Raw genomic sequence first — 21881 nt, 5'->3', positions numbered from 1 at the left:
GCCCGGCTTACCCGGCCGGCGGGCCGGTGGAGCGGCGGACCACCAGCCGGTGGGGCTGCCACGGCGGATTGGACTGGGCGGGGCCGCCGCGCAGCTCGGCCAGCAGCAGTCCGGCCGCACAGCTGCCCTGTTCCCGCGGATCCTGCCGCACTGTGGTCAGGCCGAGCGGCCCGGCAAAGTCATGGTCGTCGATCCCGATGACCGACAGTTCCTCCGGAACCCGCACGCCGCACTCCTGCGCGGCCGCCAGCACGCCGAAGGCCATTTCGTCCGAAGAGGCGAACACCGCCGTCGGCCGTTCCCCCGGCGCGCCCAGCAGCCGTTCCGCCGCCGCCTTCGCCGCGCCGAACCGGAAATCGCCGAAGACCATCCACTCCGGCCGGACCGGCAGCCCGTGGCGGGCCAGGCTCCGGCGGAAGGCCGCCTCCCGCCGCGCCGGCACGGAGAAATGCACGCCGTGGCCGTCCCCGCCCGCCAGGTACGCGATCTTCCGGTGCCCCAGGGACACCAGATGATCCACCGCATCCCCGGCCGCGGCGGCGTCGTCGATGCTCACGTTCCGCAGTCCCTCCACGTAACCGCCCACCGTGAGGCTCGGGTAGTCCAGCTGCTGCAGCGCCGCCAGCTCCTCCGGCGTCAGCTCCATGCACATCACCAGCAGCGCGTCGATGCGCTTGCGCAGCATCGAGCGGTGGAAGACCCGTTCGCGGTTCCGGCCGCTGCCGCCGAGGCTGAAGACCGCCAGGTCGTAGCCGGCCGCGCGCAGGGCCCGGTCCACTCCCTCCAGCGCCGCCGCGAAGTACCACTCGTCGATCCGCGGCAGCAGCACGCCCAGGGCCATCGTCCGGCCGGAGGCCAGGTGCGCCGCGGACGACGACGGCACGTACCCCAGTTCCTCCGCAGCGGCGAGCACGCGGTCCCGGGTGGCCGCGGACACGCCGGGCAGGCCGCGCAGGGCACGTGAGACCGTGGCGGTGGACACCCCGAGGGCCCGGGCGACGCCGTCGATCCCGGTCCCGGTCACCCCTTGAGGCCACCCGCCAGCAGGCCGCGGACAAAGTAGCGCTGGAGCCCGAAGAACACGGCCAGCGGGATGATCATCGAGATGAAGGCCCCGGCCGTCAGGCGGTGCCACTCGTTGCCCCGGGTTCCGGTGAGCTCGGCCAGCCGCTGCGTGATCGGGGCGACGTCGGCCGTCCCGCCGGAGAATACCAGCGCCACCAGCAGGTCGTTCCAGACCCAGAGGAACTGGAAGATCCCGAAGGACGCGATCGCCGGCACGGACAGCGGCAGGATGATCCGCCAGAAGATCGTCGCGTGCCCGGCACCATCCACCCGCGCGGCCTCGATGACTTCGTTGGGGATCTCGGAGATGAAGTTGTGCAGCAGGAAGATCGCCAGCGGCAGCGCGAAGATGGTGTGCGCGATCCAGAGCTGGGCGTAGGAGCCGGACGGCAGCAGCTGGAACTCCCCGATCTTGAGGTTGATGAACAGCGAGAGCAGCGGTATCAGCGCCATCTGCAGCGGGACAATCTGGAGCGCAAAAACGAAGATGAACAGCGTGTCCTTGCCGCGGAACCTGCCCCAGGCGAAGATGTAGGCCGCCATCGAGGCGATGACCAGCGGAAAGATCGTCGCCGGGATCACGATGGCTAGCGAGTTGATGAAGTACTGCCCAAGGTTGGGCGAGGAACTGCGCCCGGACGCGAGCACGTCCGCGTAGTTCTCCAGGGTGAACTGGAAATCTCCGAGGAAGGTCCACCAGCCGCTGTCCTGGATGCTGTCCTTCGGCCGGAACGAGGAGACCAGGAGGCCGAAGGTGGGGATTGTCCAGAGCGTCGCGATGATGATCGCCGCCGCCGTGGCGCCGCGCGAGGTCAGGCGCTGCTTCACCCGCCGGGTCAGCGGCGGAAGCGGCGCCTCGACGACCTCCTCGGTGATGGTCGCGGTGGCCGCGGCCGAGTCTGCTGGGATCGCGCTCATCGGATTTCCCTCTGCTTCTTCAGCTGCCGGGCGTTGTAGATCACCACGGGCAGCACCATCAGGAACAGCACCAGCGCCAGCGCGGCGCCCCTGCCGGGCTCGTCGGCCCGGAAGGCCTGGGTGTACATCTCGTTGGCAATCACGGAGGTCTCGAAGTTGCCGGCCGTCATGGTCCGCACGATGTCGAAGACCTTCAGCGTGCCGATGGTGATGGTGGTGACGACGACGATCAGCGCCCCGCGGATCGACGGCACGGTAATGTTGCGGAACTGCTGCCAGGCGCTCGCCCCGTCCAGGCGGGCCGCTTCCACGATCTCCATCGGAATGCCCTTGATTGCCGCGGACAGGATGACCATGGCGAAGCCGGTCTGGATCCAGATCATCACCGCGATCAGGAAGAACGTGTTTTCCGGAGCGTCGAGCAGGAACTGCTTGGGTTCGCCGCCGGCCCAGACGAGCAGCTGGTTCAGCAGGCCGATCTGGTCCTGCTCGCCGCCGCGGTAGGCGTACACGAACCGCCAAATCACGCCGGCACCGACCATCGAGATGGCCATCGGCATGAACACCAGCGCCTTGAGCGACTTCTCCCCGCGCGCCCGGTCGATGAAGACCGCGTACGCCAACCCCACCGCCGTCGACAGCAGCGGCACCAGCACCACCCACAGCAGGGTGTTACGCAGCGTGACCAGCGCCTCCGGCTGGGTGAACATCCAGACGAAGTTGTCCAGGCCGTTCGGGTCCCCGCTGCTGTTCGTGAACGCCAGCAGCGTGGTCTGCACGGCCGGGCCCACCAGCCCGACGGCCAGCAGCACCGCGGCCGGGGCCAGGAACCCAATGATGGTCGCCTTGTCCCGGAAGGACTTCGGCGCGCGGTCCACCAGCAGCATGATCAGGCCGATGACGGCGGCAAAAACGGCCAGCGCGACGCCGACCTGGACGAATTTCTCGCCAAAGTCTTCCATGGGGCAACCTCCTTGGTGCCGGCAGCTAACGACGACGGGGGCCGGCCCGGTCCCCCACGGGAACCGGACCGGCCGCGCCGGTCAGCGGCTACTCTTTGGGCCAGCTGGATTCGATCGAGTCCAGCACCTGTTCGGTGGAGGCACCGTTGATCCATTCGACGATGCCGCCCCAGAAGGAGTTGGCGCCGACGGCGCCGGGCATCAGGTCGGAGGCGTCGAACCGGAAGACGGTGTTCTCGTCCTGCAGCAGCTCGATCGACTGCTTGTCCAGCGGGTTCTGCGCCAGCGAGGCGTCCAGCCCCTTGTTCGCGCTGATCGCCGCGCCCTGCCGGACCCGGTTGTTGGCGAAGTCGGCGGAGGCCATGTACTGCTGGAACGCCTTCACCTCGTCGCGGTCCGCATAAGCGGCGACGAACTCGCCGCCGCCGGTGATCGCGCCGGCCCCTTCCTCCTGGCCCGGGGTGATGAACGCCCACACGTCGCCGTCCTCGGCCACGTTGGTGCCGTCCGGCCAGTTGGCTGCCTGGAACGTGGCCTGGTGGTGCATCGCGCAGCTGCCGTCGAGGACGGGCTGGCCGCCCTCTTCCACCGTGGTGGAGAGGATGGAGCGGGTGTCGCCGAAGCCGCCGTTGACGTAGTCCTCGTTCTTCACGATCGAACCGACGGCGTCGAAAGCCTTGGCGATCTGCGGGTCGTTGAACGGAATCTCGTGGCTGATCCACTGGTCGTAGACCTCCGGGCCCGCCTGCCGCAGCACCACGTCCTCGATCCAGTCGGTGCCCGCCCAGCCGGTGGCCTCGCCGGCCTCGAATCCGGCGCACCAGGGCTTCATGCTGCCCTCGTCGGCGATGGTCTTGGTCAGGGCCATCATCTCGTCCCAGGTCTTGGGAACCTCCCAGCCCTTCTCTTTGAAGGTGGCCGGCACGTACCAGATGTAGCCCTTGACGCTGGCCAGCATCGGTGCAGCGTAGAAGGTGCCGTCCACGGTGCCGTAGTTCTTCCAGTCCTCCGACCAGTTCTCGTCGACGAGCGCTTCGACCTCGGCCGGTGCGGGCTTCAGGTAGCCGGCCTTGGCATGCTGGGCCAGCAGGCCCGGCTGCGGGATGATCGCGACGTCCGGCGGATTGCCAGCCTTGGCGCGCACGCCGATCTGCGTCTCGAATTCGTTGGATCCCTCGTAGACGACGTCGATGCCGGTGCACCCCTCGAAGTCCACCCAGGAATCTTCCAGCCGCTCGGCCTCCAGGTCGGTGATGGTCGAGTAGACGCTGACCTCCTTGGAGTCGAACGTCCCGTAGCTCTCGTAGGCGGCGCAGTCCGCGGCGGCCTCGCTGCCGCCCTGGCCTTCATCGGATCCGCTGCCGGCGCAGGCGGAGAGGGCGAGGGTCAGCGCGCTGACCGCGGCCAGCGGCAGGACCCCCCTCTTGGTGCGAGAAATTCCCATGGTGTTCCCCCTTGGTCAGGCCGCCCGGGCATCCGCGCAGGACGCACCCGGGCCACCAGTTAGGCATCGAGTAGCGCTAACGTAAACGTTTACGCTGGCCGCCGACAAGGGGCCGGGTCTGGCGGGGGATGATTCGATACACAATCGTGACCGTAGTCACAAAAACGATTAGCCGTCAGACGCCGCCGGAAGGACGCGGGCCGGCAGAACGTCAGTGCACGCGGTCGCCGCGGCCCAGCCGGGTCCGGGCGCTGGCGCCGATGCTGACCACCACGGGGATCTGCCGCCCGAGCACCAGCTCCAGCGCCTCGATCTGGTCGGAGATCTGCTCGGCCAGGACCTGCGGCGCCGCGCCCTTGCGCGCCAGCACCTTCACCCGCAGGCCGGGCACGCCGCGGTATTCGTAGGTCGCGACCGTCGCATGCACGATGTCGGTACGCTCGGCCAGGGCACCCCTGAGCGCCTGCTCCGCCAGTGCCCCGCTCAGGGCCACCGAGCCGGGCCCCCCGTCGTCGATGTCGTCCGCGGCCAAGGTGCTGGCCCGGCCCCTGCCCTGCTGGGCGATCCATACGATCATCCCGAGCAGGACCAGCAGCGTCACGAGCGCCAGGATGATCCAGAGCCAGCTGTCGCGCTGGCCCGGCAACGTGGTGGCGGCCAGAAGGCTCTCGACGGCGGCGCCGGCGCGTTCGGTGGTGCTCCGCCACCAGCCGGACAGCCCGGGCACGGCCACGAGGGCCAGGGCCAGGCCGCCTGCCAGTGCCAGCGCCAGGCCGATCACCGCGAGCAGGATCCGGTTGAGCGTCCGCGGGGTCTGGTTCACTGGCCCACCACCCCCGAGCTGGAGACGTGGACCCGGACCTCGGGCATCGGCTCAATCCGGGTCCGGAACAGTTCGTCCTCGACCACGCCCTGCACCAGCGCTTCATCGACGGGCATCCCGGAGGTGGGGCGCAGCTGCACCTCCACCAGGTTCCGCGAGACCGTGACCAGGACCTGTTCGCGCGAGACGTTGGCCGCGGTACGGGCGCGCCGGGCCAGCGAGGAGGCGATGACCTCGTTGTCGGCCACCACGATGCCGCGGCGGCTGGGAATCCGGTGCCGCGGCAGCCGGCCCGGCAGCACCGCCTTGAGGAAAAAGACCAGCCCGACGAACAGGAGCAGGAGTCCGGACGCGCCGAGGATGAGCGGCGGAACGTTCCCTGGCAGCTCGTGGACCCACGCCGCGGCGTCCCGGGGATCCACCAGCCAGTACCGCTGCCCGATGGCCTTGAGCAGTGCCTCCAGCAGGACGACCAGGCAGAGGCCGCCCACCAGCACAGCGGCGACGATGGACGCGGCCGCCCGCGAGCTGTGCAGTTCGCGGGCGGTGATCCGGTCCCGGAACCGTTCCGGCGCGTCCTGCTCCTGCGGCACGTCGTCGTAGTGGGTCTGCGTCACCGCACCCGCCCTCCGTCCTGCACCCTGGCTCCGGTCACACGGATGTCCACGCGGCTCAGCGCCGAGCCGGTCAGTTCCGCTATCCGGGCGAGGATCTCGCCCCTGGCGGCGTGCACACGTTCCCAGACCGAGCCTCCGAAGCGGTCGACCAGCTGCGGATCGCGCAGCACGCGGTTGAGCGACGGAATTCCGATCGGCAGCGCCAGCGACAGGGCCAGCGCCCCGTGGTCATCGCGCCAGACGGCCCGGACCAGGTCGGGGGCGATCCCCAGCACCTCTGAGGCCACGCCCTGGGCGGTACTGGTGAGCGCCTGGGTGCTGACCCGGTTGTGGCCGGAGTACGTCGTCCTGCGGCCGGTGTCCGCGGCGGTCATGAAGAGGAACGGCGTCCGGTCAGCGCATCCCGCACGCTGCGCAGGTCCAGTTTGCCCTCGGCCACCCGGCCGAGCAGGCCTCCGATGAGCAGGAACACGGCCATCAGCAGGAAGCCCCAGAAACCGTAGACCAGCGCGGCCCAGGCCAGGGCCGCGCCCGCGGCCATTCCGATTGCGGTGTAGCTCATGGCTGGCTTGCCTCCCGTGCTGGCCTATCAGTCACCGACCGGGCCTCCCCGAGCCCGGGTACGTGCACGTCGTTGATTTCAACGTTGACCTCAATGACATCCAGGCCGACGAATTCCTCCACGGCCGTATAGACCGCGGCGCGAACCTCATTGGCCAGCTGCTGCAGCGGCACGCCGTACACCGCCACGAGGTTGATGTCCACGGCGACCTGGGTCTGGCCGACCTCGACGCGCACCCCCTGTCCGATGTCGCTGCCGCCGACCGCGTCGCGCAGCGCGCTGAGGGCGCGCGCCGTGCCGGAGCCGAGCGCGTACACTCCCTGCACGTTGCGGGCGGCCACGGCGGCAACCTTCGCGACCGCGGTGTCGGAGATAGTGGTCCGCCCGGGCGCCGCAGGCACCCCTGCGTCGAGGGAGGCATCGCCGGCGGGATCAGGCTCGGGGGCAACGGCCGAGGCTGCTGCCCCCGCAGCCGTAGCCCCGGTGCGTGCGGTGGCTGCCGGGGTGGCCGGGTGTGTCTGCTCCATGGGGCGGGTACCGCCCACGGCCGGACGGTAAGCCGGCGGTGCTCCCGCCGGAAGCTTCCGGTCCTCCATCTGGTCTCCCCTTCGCCTGGCGGGGTACGAAGCGCCCGCGACTGTCGTCTGCTGCAAGCCTAACGCCAATGTACGACGGCGGCGGGCGGCCTCAGAAGTCGCAGTGGGTATCCAGCCAGTCGTCCAAGGGTTCGAGCGCGTCCTGGAACGCTTCGTAATCGAATTCTTCCAGCTTGTCGTGCTTGCCGATTTCGGCCCGGACCTCGCCCAGCGGCTCGCGCAGCTCAGCCGGCGCGTCCTTCGCCAGACCGCGGACTTCGGCTTCCAGGTCCTGCAGCTGCTTCTCATCGACGCCGGAGAACAGGTTCAGTGGTGCAAGGGTGATCACCGCGACGCCGCCGGCGAGTGCGGCGCACGCCTCGGTGGCCGACTTGTAGGAACCCCACTGCTTGCCGTCGCCCTTGGCCGGGTTGCCGGCGGCTGCGTTTGCCGTTCCGCCCTCCGGCTGCAGGGTCTTTCCCTCCGGCAGCACCGACGGCAGGTCCGAGCCCGGCGTTCCGGTCGACTGCGGTGCCGGGCTTGCCACTTCGCCCGCACTCGTATTCTCCGCTTCGGTGCATGCCGACAGGGCCAGCATTGAGGCCGCGGCCAGCGCTGCCGCGGCAATCGAGAGGGGGCGGTTCAGGCGCGATTTCCCCGAATGTTCCCTTTCCACCACCCCAACAGGCTACTGCCGAAGGCTGGGAACTACATGGGAACGTTTCAGTCTGGATCGCATTGCATCCCAGCAGAGATACAGGAGCGATTGCAGGAGAAGTCGAGTAGCCCGGGATGAAAAAAGTCCCCGCCTCCATGAGGCGGGGACTTTCTCGAAGTGTGGCTCCGACCGGCGTCGATCCGGTGACCTTTCGATTTTCAGTCGAACGCTCTACCAACTGAGCTACAGAGCCTGGGAACATCTACCGATGATCACCGAGGTTTCCGAACCGCGTCCGGAAACCTTCAGCGACCCTGACGGGACTTGAACCCGCGACCTCCGCCGTGACAGGGCGGCGCGCTAACCAACTGCGCTACAGGGCCTCGTTTTTACAAGCATCCATCCTATCAGGCTTTCGGAGCGGTTTTTACCACTTCCTCCTGCCGGAGCCGGATGGCTTCCTGCGTACCCCCAACGGGATTCGAACCCGTGCCGCCGCCGTGAAAGGGCGGTGTCCTAGGCCGCTAGACGATGGGGGCTTCTAGGACCACATTGGCGTTTCCCGCTGTGGACTCTAAAACTATAGGGCCTACTGGTGCAAAATGCCAAAACGGGCAAAAACCCGGTTGCTGGGGCGGCCGGTAGAGTCTTGAATGTGCCCATCGACATGCCGCTGCCGGAATTCGAGGATGCAGTCAACGACGCGATTGACCGCATCCCGGAAGAGATCGCGCGCGAGATGACGAACGTGGGCATCTTCGTGGAAGAGGAGTACGAGCCGCAGGCCTGGGAAGACCCGGAGACGGAGCTCCTGGGCCTCTACGAGGGAACACCGCTGACCGAGCGGGACCACTGGTGGGAAGCCGGCTCGCTGCCGGACCGGATCACCGTCTTCCGCGGCCCGATCCTGCGGATGTGCGATTCCCGCGAGGAGGTCGTCCACGAGGTCCTGGTCACCGTAATCCACGAGGTGGCCCACCACTTCGGCATCGCGGACGAGCGGCTGCACGAGCTGGGCTGGGGCTGACGATGGGACACGGACACAGCCACGGCATCCACGGGCATGCCCAGGGCACGGCCACAGGGCGGCACCGCCGCAAACTCATCTGGGTCGTCTGCATCACCCTCGGCGTGGTGGTGGTCCAGGTCGCCGGCGCCCTGGTCTCCGGCTCCTTGGCGCTGCTCGCCGACGCGGGCCACATGCTCTCCGACGCGGCGGGCGTCTTCATCGCACTGATGGCGGCCTGGATCGCCACGCAACCGCCGACAGACAAGCGCACCTACGGCTACCAGCGGGCCGAGGTCCTGGCCGCGCTGCTCAACGCCGTGGTGCTGGTGGTGATCGCCGTCGTTATTTTCACCGAGGCGATCCGGCGGTTGGGCCAGACCCCGGAGATCCACACCGGAACAATGCTCCTGGCGGCCGCCGCAGGCGCGGTGGCGAACCTGGTCTGCCTGCTGATCCTGCAGGGCGGCCAGAAGGAGAGCCTCAATGTCCGCGGCGCCTATCTGGAGGTGCTCGGGGACCTGCTCGGTTCGGTGGCCGTGATCGCCGCGGGCGTGGTGATCGCGGTGACCGGCTTCACCCAGGCGGACACCATCGCTTCCGTGCTGATTGCGGTGCTGATCCTGCCCCGGGCGTGGAGCCTGCTGCGTGACGTGGTGAACGTGCTGCTCGAAGCCACTCCCAAGAACGTGGACGTGGCTCAGGTACGCGAGCACATCATGTCCGCCGACGGCGTGGTCGACGTCCACGACATCCACATCTGGACGATCACCTCCGGCGTCCCGGTCTTCTCGGCGCATGTCGTGGTCGAGGACGAGACGCTGCACGCCGAAGGCATAGACCACGCACTGGACCGGTTGTCGGCCTGCATGGGCAGCCATTTCGACACCGACCACTGCACCTTCCAGATCGAGCCTCTCTCGCACGCCAACCACGAACTGCGCCACCACGACTAGGCCTCCGGCATACGCCCGCACGGCGCAGCGCATTCGGCCCGCCACGACCTTCCCCGTCCGGCCTAAGCCCGCACCGTTCGCCCGGCCTGACGCTGCGCTCCAGGAGGCCGGGGCCCGACACGCCGAAACAAATGCGACAAAAGTACACAGCTGTTATTTACGGTGCTAGTGGGACGATTGTTGCCAACGTGACAGTTGATGCATATCCTCAGAGAGTTGTGAGTGCAGCCCGGCCCTACGCCAGCGCCCTGGGGCGCGGCCCGGCCGGTCCGGTTCCGTAACCGTCGGCTCCTTTGGGGGGAGCGCGTGCATTCCACGCTCGCGTAAGGACTTTGATGAGGCTGTCTTCCCGCACGCCGCGCTCCACCCGGCGACGCCCGACGACGGTGCGTGCCGCCGCCGCGCTGGCGTCCGCCGTCGTGATCCTCGCCGCCGGCCAACTGCCCGCGGTGGCCGCCCCCGCCGGCCGGCTTCCGGTTGTCTCGACCGCAGGCCTGGGCATCGCGCTGCAGCCGTCGGCGCCAAGCGCGCGCGAGATCGACGCGGCGAAGGGCGATGCCAAGGCCACCCAGGCACTGGTCGACCGGATCGAGGAGCAGCTTCGGACCGCCACCGCAGACCTGGAGTCGGCGCGTTTCGAGGCCACCGAGCTGCAAAACACCTACAGCGTTGCCCTGCTCGAGCAGCAGGAGCGCCGGGATGAACTCGCCGACGCCCGCGGGAAGGCCCGGCAGGCCGCCGAGTACTTCGAATCTGTGAAGGGCCAGGTCGGCCAGCTGGCCAGCGAGCTCTATCGCAACGGCGGGGTCAATCCCGTGATGACCTCCCTCCTGGACAGCAGCAACGCCGACGACGTGCTGTACCGGGCCTCGACCATGGGCGCCCTCGCAGCGAACCGGTCGCAGACCCTGGACTCCGCCGAGCAGGCGGCAACGCTTTGGGCGGAGTGGGAACTCTATGTCTCCCGCGCGGAGGAGGCCGCCGACGACGCTTCCGCGGCGGCCAGCGCCGCAGAATCCAGCGCCAAGGCCGCCAGCGATGCCCAGGCGGAGCTGGTGGCGGGGCAGGAGGACCAGCGCCGGGGGCTGCTGGAGCACCTGGCTGAGTTGCGCGAGACCAGCGTCAAGGAAGAGGACCGCCGGATCGCGGCGCTGGAAGACGCCGAGCGCGAGAGGAAGCTGCAGGCGCTGATCGAGGAGTCCGAGCGGCAGGCAGCAGCAGCCCCGCAGGCGCCGGCGTCCGCGGCGCAGCCCGGCGCGCCGGCCGCCGCTCCGGCCGCCGTGGTCCCCGCCAGCCGGGACATCACACCCGTGCAGACGACGCCCTCGCGTCCGGCTGCCGCGCCCGCGCCTTCAGCTCCCGCCGCTCCCGCGCGGCCGGCCACCCCGGCGGCGCCAAGTTCCCGGCCCGCTCCCCCGGCGGCCCCGCCCGCCCCCGAGCCGGAACCCGCTCCGGCCCCGGCTCCCGCACCGGCCCCTGCGCCGAAACCCCAGCCCGTTGTGACGCCGAAGCCGGCCCCCGCACCGGCCCCGAACTACTCGCTGGCGCAGACCGCGATCAACTACGCCGTCGGCAAGGCCAACAACAAGAAGTCCTTCTACCAGTGGGCCGGCAACGGGCCGTTGGGCTTCGACTGCTCCGGGTTGACCCAGCAGGCCTTCGGCGCGGCCGGGCAGTGGATCCCGCGCACGGCGACGGCCCAGTACGCCCAGGCACCGCACAAGGTGCCGCTCTCCCAGCTGCAGGCCGGCGATCTGGTCTTCTGGGGCACGGAGGGCAACTTCTGGCACGTGGCCATCTACCTCGGCAACGGCCAGGTGGTGCACGCGATGAACCCCAACGACGGCCTGCGCGTCACGCCGATCGGCTACATGTACGGGACCCTGCACACCTTCGGCGCACGCTGGAGCTAGGGCTTTCGCAAGCCCGGCCCGCGGAAGCCCTCGCCACCGCGGTCAGGCCTCGTCCGGCAGCGAGCCGAAGTTCTTGCGGTCCTCCAGCCGCGGATCGTACACGTCCGGGACCACCATGACCGGGCCGCGGGCGTGGTGGAGCACTCCCTGGCTGGTCGAGCCGAGAAGCATGCCGGCGAACCCTCCGCGGCCGCGCGTGCCCATGACCAGCAGTTCAGCCTTGCCGGTGGCTTCGATCAGCAGCTCCACCGGTGCCCCGTCCTGGACTTCGCCGGTGATCTGCAGGCCCGGGAAATGGCTGGAGAGCCAGGCGACGCCCGCATCGAGCTGCGCCTTGATGTCTGCGTACAGGGCCTCGCGGTCCAGCGGCGCCGGCACCCAGGCCAGCGATCCGGTGAACGGCGGCAGCGCGCAGACAACACGCAGCGGCAGGCCCCAGCGGGAGGCCTGCTCGGCGGCCACGAGGGTAGCCGCGCGGGCCTGCTCCGAACCGTCCACGCCGACCAGCACGACCTTCTCGACGTCCTCCGGCCGCACCGGAATTTCCCTGGTTTTGGGCGGTTCGATGTCCACGCCCTCGAGCCGGGACGCACAGGACAGCGGAATCGTCACGGAGGGGCACTTGGCGTGGGCCGGAACGGCGCTGCTGACGGAACCCAGCAGGCGGCCCATGAATCCGCCGCGGCCGCGGGTGCCCACGACCACCAGCTCGGCCTGCTCGGACAGCTCGAGCAGCACGCCGGCTGCGTCCCCCGTCTCGACGCTGCCGAGGACTTCGACGTCCATTCCCTTGACCCTGGCCACGGCCTGTTCGAGTACCGCCTCCGCGCCTTCGCGGATGACGGCGTCGTCGAGGGTCGCGTAGCCGGCATCCATGCTGGAGGCGGCGAAGACGGGAACGGTGTAGGCGGTGACGACATGAAGCGGGACGCGGCGCTGGCGGGCCTCGCTGGCGGCCCAGGCGAGGGCGCAGTAACTCTGGTCCGACCCGTCGACTCCCACCACGATTCCTCGGCGTTCCAGATTGGTGCGGGCACCACGGGATGTTGCTTCTGTCATTGCTTCCGCCTCCCTCGAGTTTGGGCAATGGCTGCGTCGCCAAGTACCTTCAGCTTACTGCCGTGGACACAGTCTTCCCACGTCCCGCCGCGGTTGGGAAGACCGTGCGGACGTTGTACGGTATTTGCTGTGTCTGCAGCAGAAGCACCCATCGAGTCCACTACCACGGTGGTCATAGGAGCCGGCCTGCCCGGCCTCGCCGTCGCCAGTGAACTCAGCCGCCACGGGATTCCGTCGGTCGTGCTCGAGGGGATGGAACGGGCTCCCCGCCGGCGGGCCGGCGTGCGGGACACGGCGGCCATCACGGAACGCTCCGAGCTGCTCCGGCTGCTGCGCGGTTACGCTTCCAGCCACGCCCTGGACGTGCGGCACAGCACGGTGGCCCGGACCGTCAAGCGCGGCGGCGCCGGCAGCCAGTGGGTAGTCCAGACGGAACTGGGCGTGCTGCGGGCCGACTCGCTGGTCATCACCGACTGCCCGCAGAACCAGGTGCGCCGCTTCCTGCGCAGCGCCGGCATCTCCTCGGGGCGGGACATCGTAGCCTCGCTCAAGGCGCTCGGCATCTACTTGGTGGGCGTGACGGAACTGCTCGCCCCGAGCACGCGCGAGATCATCCGGCAGGCCAAGGTAGTCAGCGACTCCATCGCCGGCGGCCGCCTGCTGCTGGCCTGAGCCCCGCTACTCCTCGCCGCGGCCCAGGCGGCGCTTCGCCATCACGCCGATAACCACCGCGAGCACCACCAGCACGCCGGCCATGACGACCACGCTCCACGGCACGGACTGGCCGGCCACCTCGGTGCCCGGCTCCTTGACCGTATTAGCCTCGCCGGTCTCCAGCGGCTGCGGCGTACCCGCGCCCGGAGCGGTCGAGGCGCCGGCCGTGCTGCCCGCGCCGACGGTGAACCCGAAAGTTCCCTCGATCGGATGCGAGTCGGAGGAGACCACGCGCCAGTTGACGGTGTAGCCGCCGGCCGGGGCGCCGTCCTTGACCGGCTGGGTAACACGCTTGTCCAGGATCTGCACGTCGCCGTCGGCCCAGTCGGTGCCGGAGCTGTCCAGGACCTGCACCACGGACCCCAGCGCGACGGGAACTCCCGTGAAGTCGAGCGTGACGGCGTCGGGCATCTTGTCCAGCGTTTCGCCCTGCTCCGGGGCATGGCCCGCCAGTTCATCATGCGCCTGTGCGGCGGCAGCAGGAAAAAGCACGACGGCGGCAGCCAGGAGAGCTGCCAGCAGGTACCGGGCAGCAGCGGGAATACTCTTCATCACGCCTCCACCCTACGACGAGGGTTAAGATTCAGGGGAACTTCCAACCCCCAACCACTGTGAAGGAACACCTCCGATGCCCCTACAGGGAACGGTGCGCCACAGGTCAGGCGTACCCGCCAAGATCGACCACTACTTCGAGATCACCCGGCGGGGCTCCAACTTCTCCCGCGAAATCCGCGGCGGTCTCGCCACCTTCTTCGCCATGAGCTACATCGTGGTGCTGAACCCGCTGATCCTCGGCGGCGCGGACGGCAACGGCGACGAGCTCGGCGGAGCCCGGGTCGCCGCCGTCACCGCGCTGGTGGCCGGCGTGCTCACCATCATCATGGGCGTCTGGTCCAAGTACCCCTTCGCACTTGCCACCGGCCTGGGTGTCAACGCGTTCATCGCCGTGACCGTGGCTAGCAACCCGGGACTGGGATGGCCTGACGTGATGGGCCTCGTCGTGCTCTCCGGCATCACGATGTTCATCCTGGTGCTCACCGGCTTCCGGACGGCGGTGTTCAAGGCCGTCCCGGCTAGCCTGAAAACGGCCATCGTGGTTGGCATCGGCATGTTCATCGCACTGATCGGGCTGGTCAATGCCGGCTTCGTGCGCCGCATCCCGGACGTCGCCGGCACCACCGTCCCGGTCGGACTGGGGTTCGACGGCAAGCTGGTGGGCTGGCCGACGCTGGTGTTCGTGTTCGGCCTGGTGCTGACCATCGCGCTCGTGGTGCGCAAGGTCAAGGGCGCCATCCTGATCGGAATCGTGGCCGCCACCGTCTTCGCGCTGATCGTTGAGGCCGTGGCGCATCCTGGCTCGCAGGGCGCGGGCGTGCCGACCGGCTGGTCCCTGGTCACGCCGAGCCTGCCGGAATGGACCGCACCGGACCTGACCCTCATCGGGCAGGTGAACCTCTTTGGCGCCTTCGGAAACCTGGGCGTCACCGCCGCCAGCCTGCTGGCCTTCGCGATCCTGCTCAGCATCTTCTTCGACGCCATGGGCACCATGGTCGGCCTGGCCAACGAGGCCGGGTTGACCGACAAGGACGGCAATCTTCCGCGCGTGGACCGGGTGCTGCTGGTGGACGCCGCGGGCGCGATTGCCGGCGGCGGGGCGTCCGTCTCCTCCAACCAGATCTACGTCGAATCCGGCGCGGGCATCGGCGAGGGCGCGCGCACGGGGCTGGCCAGCGTCGTGACCGGGCTGCTCTTCGTCATCGCGATGTTCTTCACCCCGCTGATCTACTTGGTGCCGTTCGAGGCCGTGGCGCCGGCCCTCGTCGTCGTCGGTTTCATGATGGTGAGCCAGGTCGGCAAGATCGACTGGACGGACCTCGGCGTGGCGATCCCGTCCTTCCTGACCTTCACGCTCATGCCGTTCACCTACTCGATCGCGAACGGGCTCGGCGCCGGATTCATCGCCTATGTGCTGATCCGGGCGGTCCAGGGACGCGCCAAGCAGGTCCACCCGCTGATGTGGGGCGTCGCCGCAGCGTTTGTCCTGTACTTCGCGATCGGGCCGATCGAGCAGGCGCTGGGGATGATCTAGTACCGGTCCAGTACTGTCGGCATTAAAGACCGGAGCCGGGAGCTGAGCCTAACTTGGGGGGATTAGGCTGATAGCTCCCGGCCTCCGGCACCGGACCAGGTCCGGTTAGCATGCACAGTTGCTCCAGCCACCATCCATAGTGTCGAAGCCGATTTTGTCCTGTGCTGCCTCCGAAGAGCGCCCCCGGTAGGGAACGCGTTCGGGCCTAATGACGGCCATTTTCCGACCGTTTGTTCTAAATCATAGCCACACTTCCCACGTGCTGCTATCTACCCCGGTGAAACGATTCTAAGTCGTGGCCGACGGCGGGGTCCAGTCTTCGAGCACTATTGACCCCTGAGCAAAACCGGCCACGTCATCTTCCTGCCACAGGGTCGCCGGGACGGCCCCGCCCAGCAGCCGGCGGACCAGCTGGGGATCCTGTCCCAGCGGGACGTCGCTGCCGGCGATGATCACGTTCCCGTACCGCCGGCCCTTGAGCATCGGCGGGTCCGCGATGATGACCCTGTGCGGGAAAACGCGGCCGATCGTAGCCGCCTCGGCGCGGGCCAGCTGCAGTGCGGGAGCGTCCCCGCAGTTGACCAGGTAGATCCCGCCCGGGGCCAGGACCCGCCGGGCCGCCTCGGTGAACTGCAGCGTGGTCAGCGGTTCCGGCGTGCGGCTGCCGGCGAACACGTCCCGGATGATCAGGTCGCGGCTTCCTGGGCTCAAACTCTCTGTGACCTCGCGGGCTTCGCCCACGCGGATGCGCACCAGCGGGGCCTTCGGGATGTCGAACCAGCGGCGCACCAGCTCCGCGAGCTTCGCATCGATTTCGACGACGACCTGCCGGGCCTGCGGGTAGCGCGCGGCGAGGTAGCGGGCCATCGAGCAGGCGCCGCCGCCGAGGTGCAGCGCGCGCAGCGGCGCCTCCCGGCCCCACGTGGACTCGACCAGCGCGGCGATCCACCGCATGTACTCGAAATCGAGCCGCTCGGGCTCGCCAATAACAATGTGCGAGGACTGGACGCCGTTGATTTTCAGCAGCCAGGCGTCGCCCCCGTCGAAGTCCCGGACCAGCTCGGCCGTGCCGGAGGAGACTTCATAGCGGCCCTCCACCGGCCCGTCGGCGCCGGGGGCCTCGCGCTGCCGGCGCCGAGGGGCCGGCCGTGCAGGTGCTATTTCACCCGGGCGAGAGCGAAGCCGTCCCACCCCTTGGACCCGAGGGTCTGCACCGCCGTGGCCTCCAGCCGCTCGTCCGAGCCGAGCAGCTCCAGCGCGGCCCTGGTCCCGCGCACGGCAGCCGCGTCGTCGTCATTCCCCTCGCCGCTATCCAGCACGCCGCCGCCGCGGACCACGTTGTCCAGCACGATCAGGCTGCCCGGCCGGGTGAGCTTGAGTGCCCACTCGACGTAGTTGGCGTTATTCACCTTGTCCGCGTCGATGAAGACCAGGTCGAAGGGGCCGGCCCCGTCCGCGGCGAGCCGGGGCAGCGTGTCCAGCGCCGCACCCACCTGGATGCTGACCTTGCCGGCCAGCCCGGCGCGCTCCAGGTTCGCCTGCGCCACCTCCGCGTGCTTCGGCTCGAACTCGCAGGTGATGATCTCGCCGTCCTCCGGCAGGCCGCGGGCCAGCCAGGTGGTGCTGTACGCGCCGAGCGTGCCGATCTCCAGCACCTTGCGCGCCCCGGTCAGCTTGGCCAGCAGCATTAGCAGCTTGCCCTGCGGGGCGGAGACCTCGATCTGCGGCAGGCCGCCCTCTGCGCTGGCCTCCTTGGCCGCGGCCAGGACGGCATCCTCGCCCACCAGCGTGTCCGTCAGGAAGCGGTCCACCGCCAGCCAGTTGTCCTCCGTCAGGCTCACTTGCCCTCCCGCCTTTCGAGGGCCGCTTCCAGGCGTTCCACCTTGCCGGTGAGCTCGCCATAGTAGCCGGGCCGGATGTCCGCCTTCAGCACCAGAGAGACCCGTTCCCCGTAGTGGCCCACGGCTTCCGTGGCGCGCCGCACCACGTCCATCACCTCGTCCCACTCGCCCTCGATCGTGGTGAACATGGAATCCGTCTGATTGGGCAGGCCGGATTCGCGGACCACCTTCACGGCAGCAGCCACGGCGTCATGCACCGAAGCATTGGCCGGCACGGGGCCGGTGGCGGGCGGGCCGGACGGGGCGACTGAAAAGGCTACAAGCATGTGCCCAGTCTGGCATAGGGCCCGCGCGGGGCAACAGGTTTGCCTACTCGGTCCGTCACATCGTGCAGGATGGTCTTGGCACCTGCCGCGCACCGGCACCGTCCCCTAGTAGGAGGCCGCTTCAATGCTCATCCTCATCATCAACTCCGGGTCCTCGTCGCTGAAATACCAGGTGCGCCGGATTCCGGCCGGCTCCGGCGATCCGCGCGGCGGCGTCCTGGCCGAAGGCACTATCGAACAGATCGGCGAGGGCGACGTCCGCGACCACGGCCAGGCGCTGGACGCCATGGCGGAAAAGCTGGAAGCCGGCCTCGGCGGGGTGGAGTTCGACGCTGTCGGGCACCGCGTGGTCCATGGCGGCGGCCGCTTCGGGACGCACCAGCTGATCGACGAAGACGTGCTGGGCGCCATCGAAGACCTCGCCCCGCTGGCGCCCCTGCACAATCCGCCCAACGCCGAGGGCATCCGCGCCGCCGCCAGGAAGTGGCCCGGCCTGCCCCAGGTGGCGGTGTTCGACACGGTCTTCCACGGCACGCTGCCGGAGCATGCCTGGCGCTACGCGGTGCCCGACGAGCTGCAGGAGCAGTACGGGCTGCGCCGCTACGGCTTCCACGGCAGCAGCTTCGAATACGTCACCCGCGAGGCGGCGCGCATGCTCGGCACGCCGCTGGAGGAGTTCGACGCCGTGGTCGCGCACGTGGGCAACGGCGCCTCCGCCACGGCCATCAGCGGCGGCCGCAGCGTGGACACTTCCATGGGATTCACCCCGCTCGAGGGGCTGGTCATGGGCACCCGGCCCGGCGACTTGGACCCCGGGCTGCTGCTCTTCCTGCAGCGCGAGGGCTACGGCGCCGAACGGCTGCAGGAGCTGCTCAACCGGGAGAGCGGCCTGAAGGCGCTGGCGGGCAGCAACGACATGCGCGGGATCGTGAAGGCCGCCGGGGAAGGCAGCGGCCGCGCCCGGATGGCGCTGGCGGTGGCCAGTTACCGGCTGGCCAAGTACATCGGCGCCTACCATGTGGCCTGCGGCGGCGCCGGCGCGCTGGTTTTCACCGCCGGAGTCGGCGAACATTCGGCGGAATTCCGCGCCCTGACCGTGGACCGGCTCGGCATGCTCGGCATCCGCCTGGATGCCGCCGCCAACACCGCCGCGGACGATCCGCAGGAGGCCTGCACCATCAGCGCGGCGGATTCCGCCATCCCCGTGCTCGTGGTGCCCACGGACGAAGAACAGGTGATCGCGGAGGCGACCGCCGCCGTCGTTAGCTCCCTGCACTGAAGCGCAGCAGGTTTTCAGCGCAGGGAAGCGCCTGCAGGGTGACGGAACATACATGCATAAGTATGGAAATCGGTCGGCCCGGGAACTAGATTGGATGAGGAAGGCCGAAATCCCCGGCCGTCCAACAGCGCCTAGATCCAAGGCGGCGCACATCGCAGTAACGCGGTCAAGGAGGACCAACAATGAAGGCATGGCAGTTCACCAACACCCACGAACCGCTGGTACTCAACGAAGTCGATGAGCCCGCGGCCTCCCCCGGTGGCGTCGTGATCGACATCAAGGCCGCTGGCCTGTGCCACTCGGATGTGGGCATGCTGGAGGACGAAGGCTGGCTCTCCACCCTGGCCAAGCGGCCGATCACCTTGGGCCACGAAGTAGCCGGCGTCATCACCGAAGTCGGCGAGGGCGTCCGGGACTGGAAGGTCGGCGACCGCGTCGGCTTCTGCCCGACCACGTCGGTGGGCGCCCCGGGCTATGGGTTTGACGGCGGCTTCAGCTTCAAGGCCGCGATCGACCAGGAAGCCCTGGTTCGCATCCCCGAAAACGTCAGCTTCGCGCAGGGCGCCGCCGGCACCGACGCCGGCATGACCAGCCACCACGCCGTGATCGCCAACGGCCAGGTCAAGGCCGGCGACAAAGTCGGCATCATCGGCTTCGGCGGGCTTGGCTCCATCGGCGCCCGCGTGGCCGTACTGGCCGGCGCCGAGGTCTACGTAGCCGAGGTCAACGAGAAGGTCTGGGACCAGGCGAAGGAAATCGGCGCGGCCGCCGTCGCCAAGTCCATCGCCGAGTTCAAGGAGATCGGTCTGGACGTCATCGTGGACTTCGCTGGTTTCGGCACCACCACCGGCGAGGCCATCGAGACGGTCCGGCGCGGCGGCCGCGTGGTCCAGGTCGGCATGGGCCGCCTCGAAGCCACTATCAGCACCAAGGCGCTCATCCTCTCCGAGGTCACGCTGGTTGGCTCGCAGGGCGGCACCAAGGAGGACGTGCAGGGCGTGTACGGCTTTTTTGCCACCGGCCAGCTGAATCCGACCATCACCGAAATCGACTTCGACGGCATCCCGGAGGGCATCGAGAAGCTCAAGCGCGGCGAGGTCGTCGGCCGGCTGGTCGCCAAGATCGCCGACTGATCCTCGGAGCCCGGGTGCGGGCCTCCCGGCCCGCGCCCGGACGTCCGGCCCGGCGACACGTACCCGCTCCCGTCCGGCAGGTTAAGGAGTGCGACGCCGGCGGCCGGGTTGCGTGCGCGGGCGCCGGTGTGTGCCGATAGGCTCGTCTGCAAGAGAATTCGACCCACCGGAGCCCGACCATGAATGAGCCAGCCGTGAACCTTCACGCCGATGCAGACCATCCCGCGCTGCCGCCGCTGGGCCTCACCTGGGGCATCAAGCGCAGCTTCGTCCGCTACCTCTCCGGCCTGCCCGACGCCCAGGTGTCCGCGACCGACGGTGCCGAGATCGTCGAAGGCAGCCTCTTCAACTTCCAGCCCGCCGGCGGCAGCTTCGACGCCGCCACCCGTACCGGCGTGCTGCGCTTCCGCGGCGACGTCCGGCTCAGCGGGCACTACGGCATGATGTTCGTCCAGTTGCTGGACCCGTGGGTGGAGTTCACCGCGGACGGCGCCGTCCTGACCATCGGCGAACCCGGCGTCGACACCCGGTATCCGCTGGCCACCCTGCAGGCCGCGCCGGACTCCCCCGTCGCCGCCGAGGGCGGCCAGCTCTGGGAAGGCGTGCAGACCGCGCTGTCCGCCGAGGGATCCGAGACCTTCAACGACCAGTACCCGGCCGGCCAGCCGATGGACCCGCTGTTCATCCGGATCCCGGCCCCCGCCTAGCCAATCGGTTCCGCGGGCCGGCGCGGCAAGCTCCAGCCGTCGCCGCCCGGCGCCGCAGCCCGGCACGACGTGTTCCCCGGTAGACTTGTCCGGCCCTTTCACACCGACGCGTCATACCAGCACCGCGCACCAGCACCGGAGGAACACCCCTTGGCCCGAGGCAAGCACCATCCGCCACGTCCGAAACCGGCCGGCAGCGAGGGCATGCTCATCGCCGGCGACCTGAAGAAGGACCGGGGGTGGACGGAGACGCACATCAGGACGTTCCTCCCCGAGCCGGACAAACTCGCGCGCAACCCGTTCTCCCGCAAGGCGGCGCCGATGAAGCTGTACGCGCTGGACCGTGTGCTGCGCATCGAGTCGACGCCAGAGTTCCAGAAGGCCAAGGAGGCCTCGCGGACCCGGCAGATCGCCGCACGCGAACGGGCCCTGGCCAAGAAGAAGGAGGCCGTGGCCGTCGCGGAGGCGCTGCCGCTGCGGATCGATCCGGAGCCGTGGACGGTGGTGCAGCAGAAGGCGATCGAGCATTTCAACGGCCGGCTGAAGCGCAGCCAGTCCCCCGCCAGCATGAAGACCGTGAAGCACCGGCTGGACCGGCTCACCGTGAACTACCTGCGGCACCAGCAGACGTCCTACGAGACCGAGCTGCGGGCATTCAAGGGAGTCGTCGGGGTGGGCGAGGCGTACCTGGTGGTCCGGCGGCGGATCCTCGACCTGATCGCCGAGACCTACCCCGCGCTGGCCGAGGAGTGCGAACGGCAGAAGTTCGACGAGGCCGAGCTGCCGGAGGGCGTAGAACTCTAGCCGCCGCGGCGCGGTTGCCGCGGCGGGGTCGGCCGACGCCGGGCGGGCGTCAGGCTTTAATGTCCGACGGCGACTTGGTCACCTTCTCGATGTCGGCGGCCGTGGCCTCGATCAGCTGGTGCGCCAGGTCCGCCAGCGCCCGCGCGGTGGCCAGCTCGTCGCCGATCTCGGGAACGTCGGGGTCACTGGGATTGAGCCGGGCCAGGCCGGTGCCCTTGAGCGTCGCGGCCTCGGCCTTCAGCCGCGCCTCGGCACGGGTGCGGCCTTCATGTTCGTCGATGACGATGTCCACCGACCAGCGCTTCTCTTTCATGGCAATCTCCTCCTCTTGACCACCCCACGATCCCGCCGGCCCGACGGGGACGTCAAGAGCCGTTCAGCCCGGAGTTTGCCCCGCTGTTTAGTAGGGCGCCGGCCGCGCCGGGACGGG

The 21881-nt window shown here is 69.1% G+C and carries 25 protein-coding genes and 3 tRNA genes; 9 read left to right on the top strand and 19 right to left on the bottom strand.

The window, feature by feature from the left end:
* Positions 1–7: 7 nt before the first annotated feature.
* The 13 genes from WFH44_RS19255 to WFH44_RS19195 form a co-directional block, all read right to left on the bottom strand.
* Complete coding sequence (locus tag WFH44_RS19255; protein ID WP_336715954.1) at positions 8–1024, bottom strand: LacI family DNA-binding transcriptional regulator; 1017 nt, start codon at positions 1022–1024, stop codon at positions 8–10.
* The gene (locus WFH44_RS19250; RefSeq protein ID WP_336715951.1) at positions 1021–1983 is read right to left on the bottom strand and encodes a carbohydrate ABC transporter permease; all 963 of its coding nucleotides are present in this window, start codon (positions 1981–1983) and stop codon (positions 1021–1023) included. Before WFH44_RS19250 ends, WFH44_RS19255 begins: the two co-directional genes overlap by 4 nt.
* Positions 1980–2945, bottom strand: coding sequence for a carbohydrate ABC transporter permease (locus WFH44_RS19245; RefSeq protein ID WP_336715949.1), 966 nt, complete (start codon positions 2943–2945; stop codon positions 1980–1982). The genes WFH44_RS19250 and WFH44_RS19245 overlap by 4 nt, the downstream gene beginning before the upstream one ends.
* A gap of 88 nt (positions 2946–3033) precedes the next feature.
* Positions 3034–4389: an ABC transporter substrate-binding protein gene (locus WFH44_RS19240; RefSeq protein ID WP_336715947.1), complete on the bottom strand. Its 1356-nt coding sequence runs from the start codon at positions 4387–4389 to the stop codon at positions 3034–3036.
* A gap of 211 nt (positions 4390–4600) precedes the next feature.
* Positions 4601–5212: a hypothetical protein gene (locus tag WFH44_RS19235; protein WP_336715946.1), complete on the bottom strand. Its 612-nt coding sequence runs from the start codon at positions 5210–5212 to the stop codon at positions 4601–4603.
* Positions 5209–5829: a hypothetical protein gene (locus tag WFH44_RS19230; protein WP_336715944.1), complete on the bottom strand. Its 621-nt coding sequence runs from the start codon at positions 5827–5829 to the stop codon at positions 5209–5211. Before WFH44_RS19230 ends, WFH44_RS19235 begins: the two co-directional genes overlap by 4 nt.
* Positions 5826–6203 (bottom strand): hypothetical protein, encoded by a 378-nt coding sequence (locus WFH44_RS19225; protein WP_336715943.1) that lies wholly within the window; start codon positions 6201–6203, stop codon positions 5826–5828. Before WFH44_RS19225 ends, WFH44_RS19230 begins: the two co-directional genes overlap by 4 nt.
* A complete protein-coding gene (locus WFH44_RS19220) occupies positions 6200–6391 on the bottom strand; it encodes a DUF2273 domain-containing protein (protein WP_262107706.1) in 192 nt (63 codons plus the stop codon). The genes WFH44_RS19225 and WFH44_RS19220 overlap by 4 nt, the downstream gene beginning before the upstream one ends.
* Positions 6388–6936: an Asp23/Gls24 family envelope stress response protein gene (locus WFH44_RS19215; protein WP_336715942.1), complete on the bottom strand. Its 549-nt coding sequence runs from the start codon at positions 6934–6936 to the stop codon at positions 6388–6390. Before WFH44_RS19215 ends, WFH44_RS19220 begins: the two co-directional genes overlap by 4 nt.
* A gap of 142 nt (positions 6937–7078) precedes the next feature.
* Positions 7079–7645, bottom strand: coding sequence for a hypothetical protein (locus WFH44_RS19210; protein WP_336715941.1), 567 nt, complete (start codon positions 7643–7645; stop codon positions 7079–7081).
* A gap of 159 nt (positions 7646–7804) precedes the next feature.
* Positions 7805–7877: transfer RNA gene (locus tag WFH44_RS19205), tRNA-Phe, on the bottom strand.
* Between the two features lie 56 nt (positions 7878–7933).
* Positions 7934–8007, bottom strand: a tRNA-Asp gene (locus tag WFH44_RS19200).
* A gap of 83 nt (positions 8008–8090) precedes the next feature.
* Positions 8091–8163: transfer RNA gene (locus WFH44_RS19195), tRNA-Glu, on the bottom strand.
* 128 nt (positions 8164–8291) lie between these two features.
* On the opposite strand from WFH44_RS19195, the gene WFH44_RS19190 reads away from it, so the two are divergent.
* The 3 genes from WFH44_RS19190 to WFH44_RS19180 all read left to right on the top strand — a co-directional run bounded on the left by WFH44_RS19190 (position 8292) and on the right by WFH44_RS19180 (position 11499).
* A complete protein-coding gene (locus WFH44_RS19190; protein WP_336716050.1) occupies positions 8292–8651 on the top strand; it encodes a metallopeptidase family protein in 360 nt (119 codons plus the stop codon).
* A 2-nt stretch (positions 8652–8653) separates the two neighbouring features.
* Positions 8654–9586: a cation diffusion facilitator family transporter gene (locus tag WFH44_RS19185; RefSeq protein ID WP_336715939.1), complete on the top strand. Its 933-nt coding sequence runs from the start codon at positions 8654–8656 to the stop codon at positions 9584–9586.
* Positions 9587–9921: 335 nt separating this feature from the next.
* Entirely contained in the window at positions 9922–11499 is a 1578-nt protein-coding gene (locus WFH44_RS19180; RefSeq protein WP_336715938.1) for a C40 family peptidase, read from the top strand.
* Positions 11500–11541: 42 nt separating this feature from the next.
* On the opposite strand, the gene WFH44_RS19175 is transcribed toward WFH44_RS19180, so the two are convergent.
* Complete coding sequence (locus tag WFH44_RS19175; protein WP_336715937.1) at positions 11542–12558, bottom strand: universal stress protein; 1017 nt, start codon at positions 12556–12558, stop codon at positions 11542–11544.
* Between the two features lie 129 nt (positions 12559–12687).
* On the opposite strand from WFH44_RS19175, the gene WFH44_RS19170 reads away from it, so the two are divergent.
* Positions 12688–13230, top strand: coding sequence for an FAD-dependent monooxygenase (locus WFH44_RS19170; RefSeq protein ID WP_336715936.1), 543 nt, complete (start codon positions 12688–12690; stop codon positions 13228–13230).
* Positions 13231–13236: 6 nt separating this feature from the next.
* Here the strand turns inward: WFH44_RS19170 and WFH44_RS19165 are convergent, their stop codons facing one another.
* Positions 13237–13824, bottom strand: coding sequence for a copper resistance CopC family protein (locus WFH44_RS19165; RefSeq protein WP_336715935.1), 588 nt, complete (start codon positions 13822–13824; stop codon positions 13237–13239).
* A 76-nt stretch (positions 13825–13900) separates the two neighbouring features.
* Here WFH44_RS19165 and WFH44_RS19160 point away from each other — a divergent pair, with 76 nt between their 5' ends.
* The gene (locus WFH44_RS19160) at positions 13901–15361 is read left to right on the top strand and encodes an NCS2 family permease (RefSeq protein ID WP_336715934.1); all 1461 of its coding nucleotides are present in this window, start codon (positions 13901–13903) and stop codon (positions 15359–15361) included.
* Positions 15362–15649: 288 nt separating this feature from the next.
* On the opposite strand, the gene WFH44_RS19155 is transcribed toward WFH44_RS19160, so the two are convergent.
* Genes WFH44_RS19155 through WFH44_RS19145 form a run of 3 tightly spaced genes read right to left on the bottom strand, consistent with a single transcriptional unit; the run spans position 15650 to position 17528 of the window.
* Complete coding sequence (locus WFH44_RS19155; RefSeq protein ID WP_336716049.1) at positions 15650–16522, bottom strand: spermidine synthase; 873 nt, start codon at positions 16520–16522, stop codon at positions 15650–15652.
* Positions 16519–17202, bottom strand: a complete 684-nt coding sequence (locus WFH44_RS19150) for an O-methyltransferase (RefSeq protein WP_336715932.1) — start codon at positions 17200–17202, stop codon at positions 16519–16521. The genes WFH44_RS19155 and WFH44_RS19150 overlap by 4 nt, the downstream gene beginning before the upstream one ends.
* The gene (locus WFH44_RS19145) at positions 17199–17528 is read right to left on the bottom strand and encodes a thiamine-binding protein (protein WP_336715931.1); all 330 of its coding nucleotides are present in this window, start codon (positions 17526–17528) and stop codon (positions 17199–17201) included. Before WFH44_RS19145 ends, WFH44_RS19150 begins: the two co-directional genes overlap by 4 nt.
* A gap of 124 nt (positions 17529–17652) precedes the next feature.
* Between WFH44_RS19145 and WFH44_RS19140 the strand changes: the two genes are divergently transcribed.
* From WFH44_RS19140 to WFH44_RS19125, 4 genes are all read left to right on the top strand, one after another.
* A complete protein-coding gene (locus WFH44_RS19140; protein WP_336715929.1) occupies positions 17653–18807 on the top strand; it encodes an acetate kinase in 1155 nt (384 codons plus the stop codon).
* Positions 18808–18989: 182 nt separating this feature from the next.
* Positions 18990–19940, top strand: coding sequence for a zinc-binding dehydrogenase (locus WFH44_RS19135; protein ID WP_336715927.1), 951 nt, complete (start codon positions 18990–18992; stop codon positions 19938–19940).
* 179 nt (positions 19941–20119) lie between these two features.
* Complete coding sequence (locus WFH44_RS19130) at positions 20120–20647, top strand: HtaA domain-containing protein (protein WP_336715925.1); 528 nt, start codon at positions 20120–20122, stop codon at positions 20645–20647.
* A 150-nt stretch (positions 20648–20797) separates the two neighbouring features.
* Complete coding sequence (locus tag WFH44_RS19125; protein ID WP_336715924.1) at positions 20798–21451, top strand: hypothetical protein; 654 nt, start codon at positions 20798–20800, stop codon at positions 21449–21451.
* Positions 21452–21500: 49 nt separating this feature from the next.
* Here the strand turns inward: WFH44_RS19125 and WFH44_RS19120 are convergent, their stop codons facing one another.
* Positions 21501–21764, bottom strand: coding sequence for a DUF1876 domain-containing protein (locus WFH44_RS19120; RefSeq protein ID WP_336715922.1), 264 nt, complete (start codon positions 21762–21764; stop codon positions 21501–21503).
* Between the last annotated feature and the right edge of the window lie 117 nt (positions 21765–21881).

It is taken from the genome of Arthrobacter sp. USHLN218 (assembly GCF_037144715.1).
Taxonomy (GTDB): Bacteria; Actinomycetota; Actinomycetes; order Actinomycetales; family Micrococcaceae; genus Crystallibacter.
The sequence above is the reverse complement of the archived record's forward strand: the minus strand, read 5'-3'. Positions and strand labels throughout refer to the sequence as shown.

Excerpts from the sequence above, each read along its gene's own strand:
- WFH44_RS19175 (WP_336715937.1), bottom strand. The coding sequence starts at position 12,558 with ATGACAGAAGCAACATCCCGTGGTGCCCGCACCAATCTGGAACGCCGA.
- WFH44_RS19145 (WP_336715931.1), bottom strand. The coding sequence starts at position 17,528 with ATGCTTGTAGCCTTTTCAGTCGCCCCGTCCGGCCCGCCCGCCACCGGC.
- WFH44_RS19135 (WP_336715927.1), top strand. The coding sequence starts at position 18,990 with ATGAAGGCATGGCAGTTCACCAACACCCACGAACCGCTGGTACTCAAC.
- WFH44_RS19240 (WP_336715947.1), bottom strand. The coding sequence starts at position 4,389 with ATGGGAATTTCTCGCACCAAGAGGGGGGTCCTGCCGCTGGCCGCGGTC.
- WFH44_RS19190 (WP_336716050.1), top strand. The coding sequence starts at position 8,292 with ATGCCGCTGCCGGAATTCGAGGATGCAGTCAACGACGCGATTGACCGC.
- WFH44_RS19140 (WP_336715929.1), top strand. The coding sequence starts at position 17,653 with ATGCTCATCCTCATCATCAACTCCGGGTCCTCGTCGCTGAAATACCAG.
- WFH44_RS19245 (WP_336715949.1), bottom strand. The coding sequence starts at position 2,945 with ATGGAAGACTTTGGCGAGAAATTCGTCCAGGTCGGCGTCGCGCTGGCC.
- WFH44_RS19180 (WP_336715938.1), top strand. The coding sequence starts at position 9,922 with ATGAGGCTGTCTTCCCGCACGCCGCGCTCCACCCGGCGACGCCCGACG.
- WFH44_RS19250 (WP_336715951.1), bottom strand. The coding sequence starts at position 1,983 with ATGAGCGCGATCCCAGCAGACTCGGCCGCGGCCACCGCGACCATCACC.
- WFH44_RS19220 (WP_262107706.1), bottom strand. The coding sequence starts at position 6,391 with ATGAGCTACACCGCAATCGGAATGGCCGCGGGCGCGGCCCTGGCCTGG.
- WFH44_RS19225 (WP_336715943.1), bottom strand. The coding sequence starts at position 6,203 with ATGACCGCCGCGGACACCGGCCGCAGGACGACGTACTCCGGCCACAAC.
- WFH44_RS19120 (WP_336715922.1), bottom strand. The coding sequence starts at position 21,764 with ATGAAAGAGAAGCGCTGGTCGGTGGACATCGTCATCGACGAACATGAA.
- WFH44_RS19160 (WP_336715934.1), top strand. The coding sequence starts at position 13,901 with ATGCCCCTACAGGGAACGGTGCGCCACAGGTCAGGCGTACCCGCCAAG.
- WFH44_RS19165 (WP_336715935.1), bottom strand. The coding sequence starts at position 13,824 with ATGAAGAGTATTCCCGCTGCTGCCCGGTACCTGCTGGCAGCTCTCCTG.
- WFH44_RS19130 (WP_336715925.1), top strand. The coding sequence starts at position 20,120 with ATGAATGAGCCAGCCGTGAACCTTCACGCCGATGCAGACCATCCCGCG.
- WFH44_RS19185 (WP_336715939.1), top strand. The coding sequence starts at position 8,654 with ATGGGACACGGACACAGCCACGGCATCCACGGGCATGCCCAGGGCACG.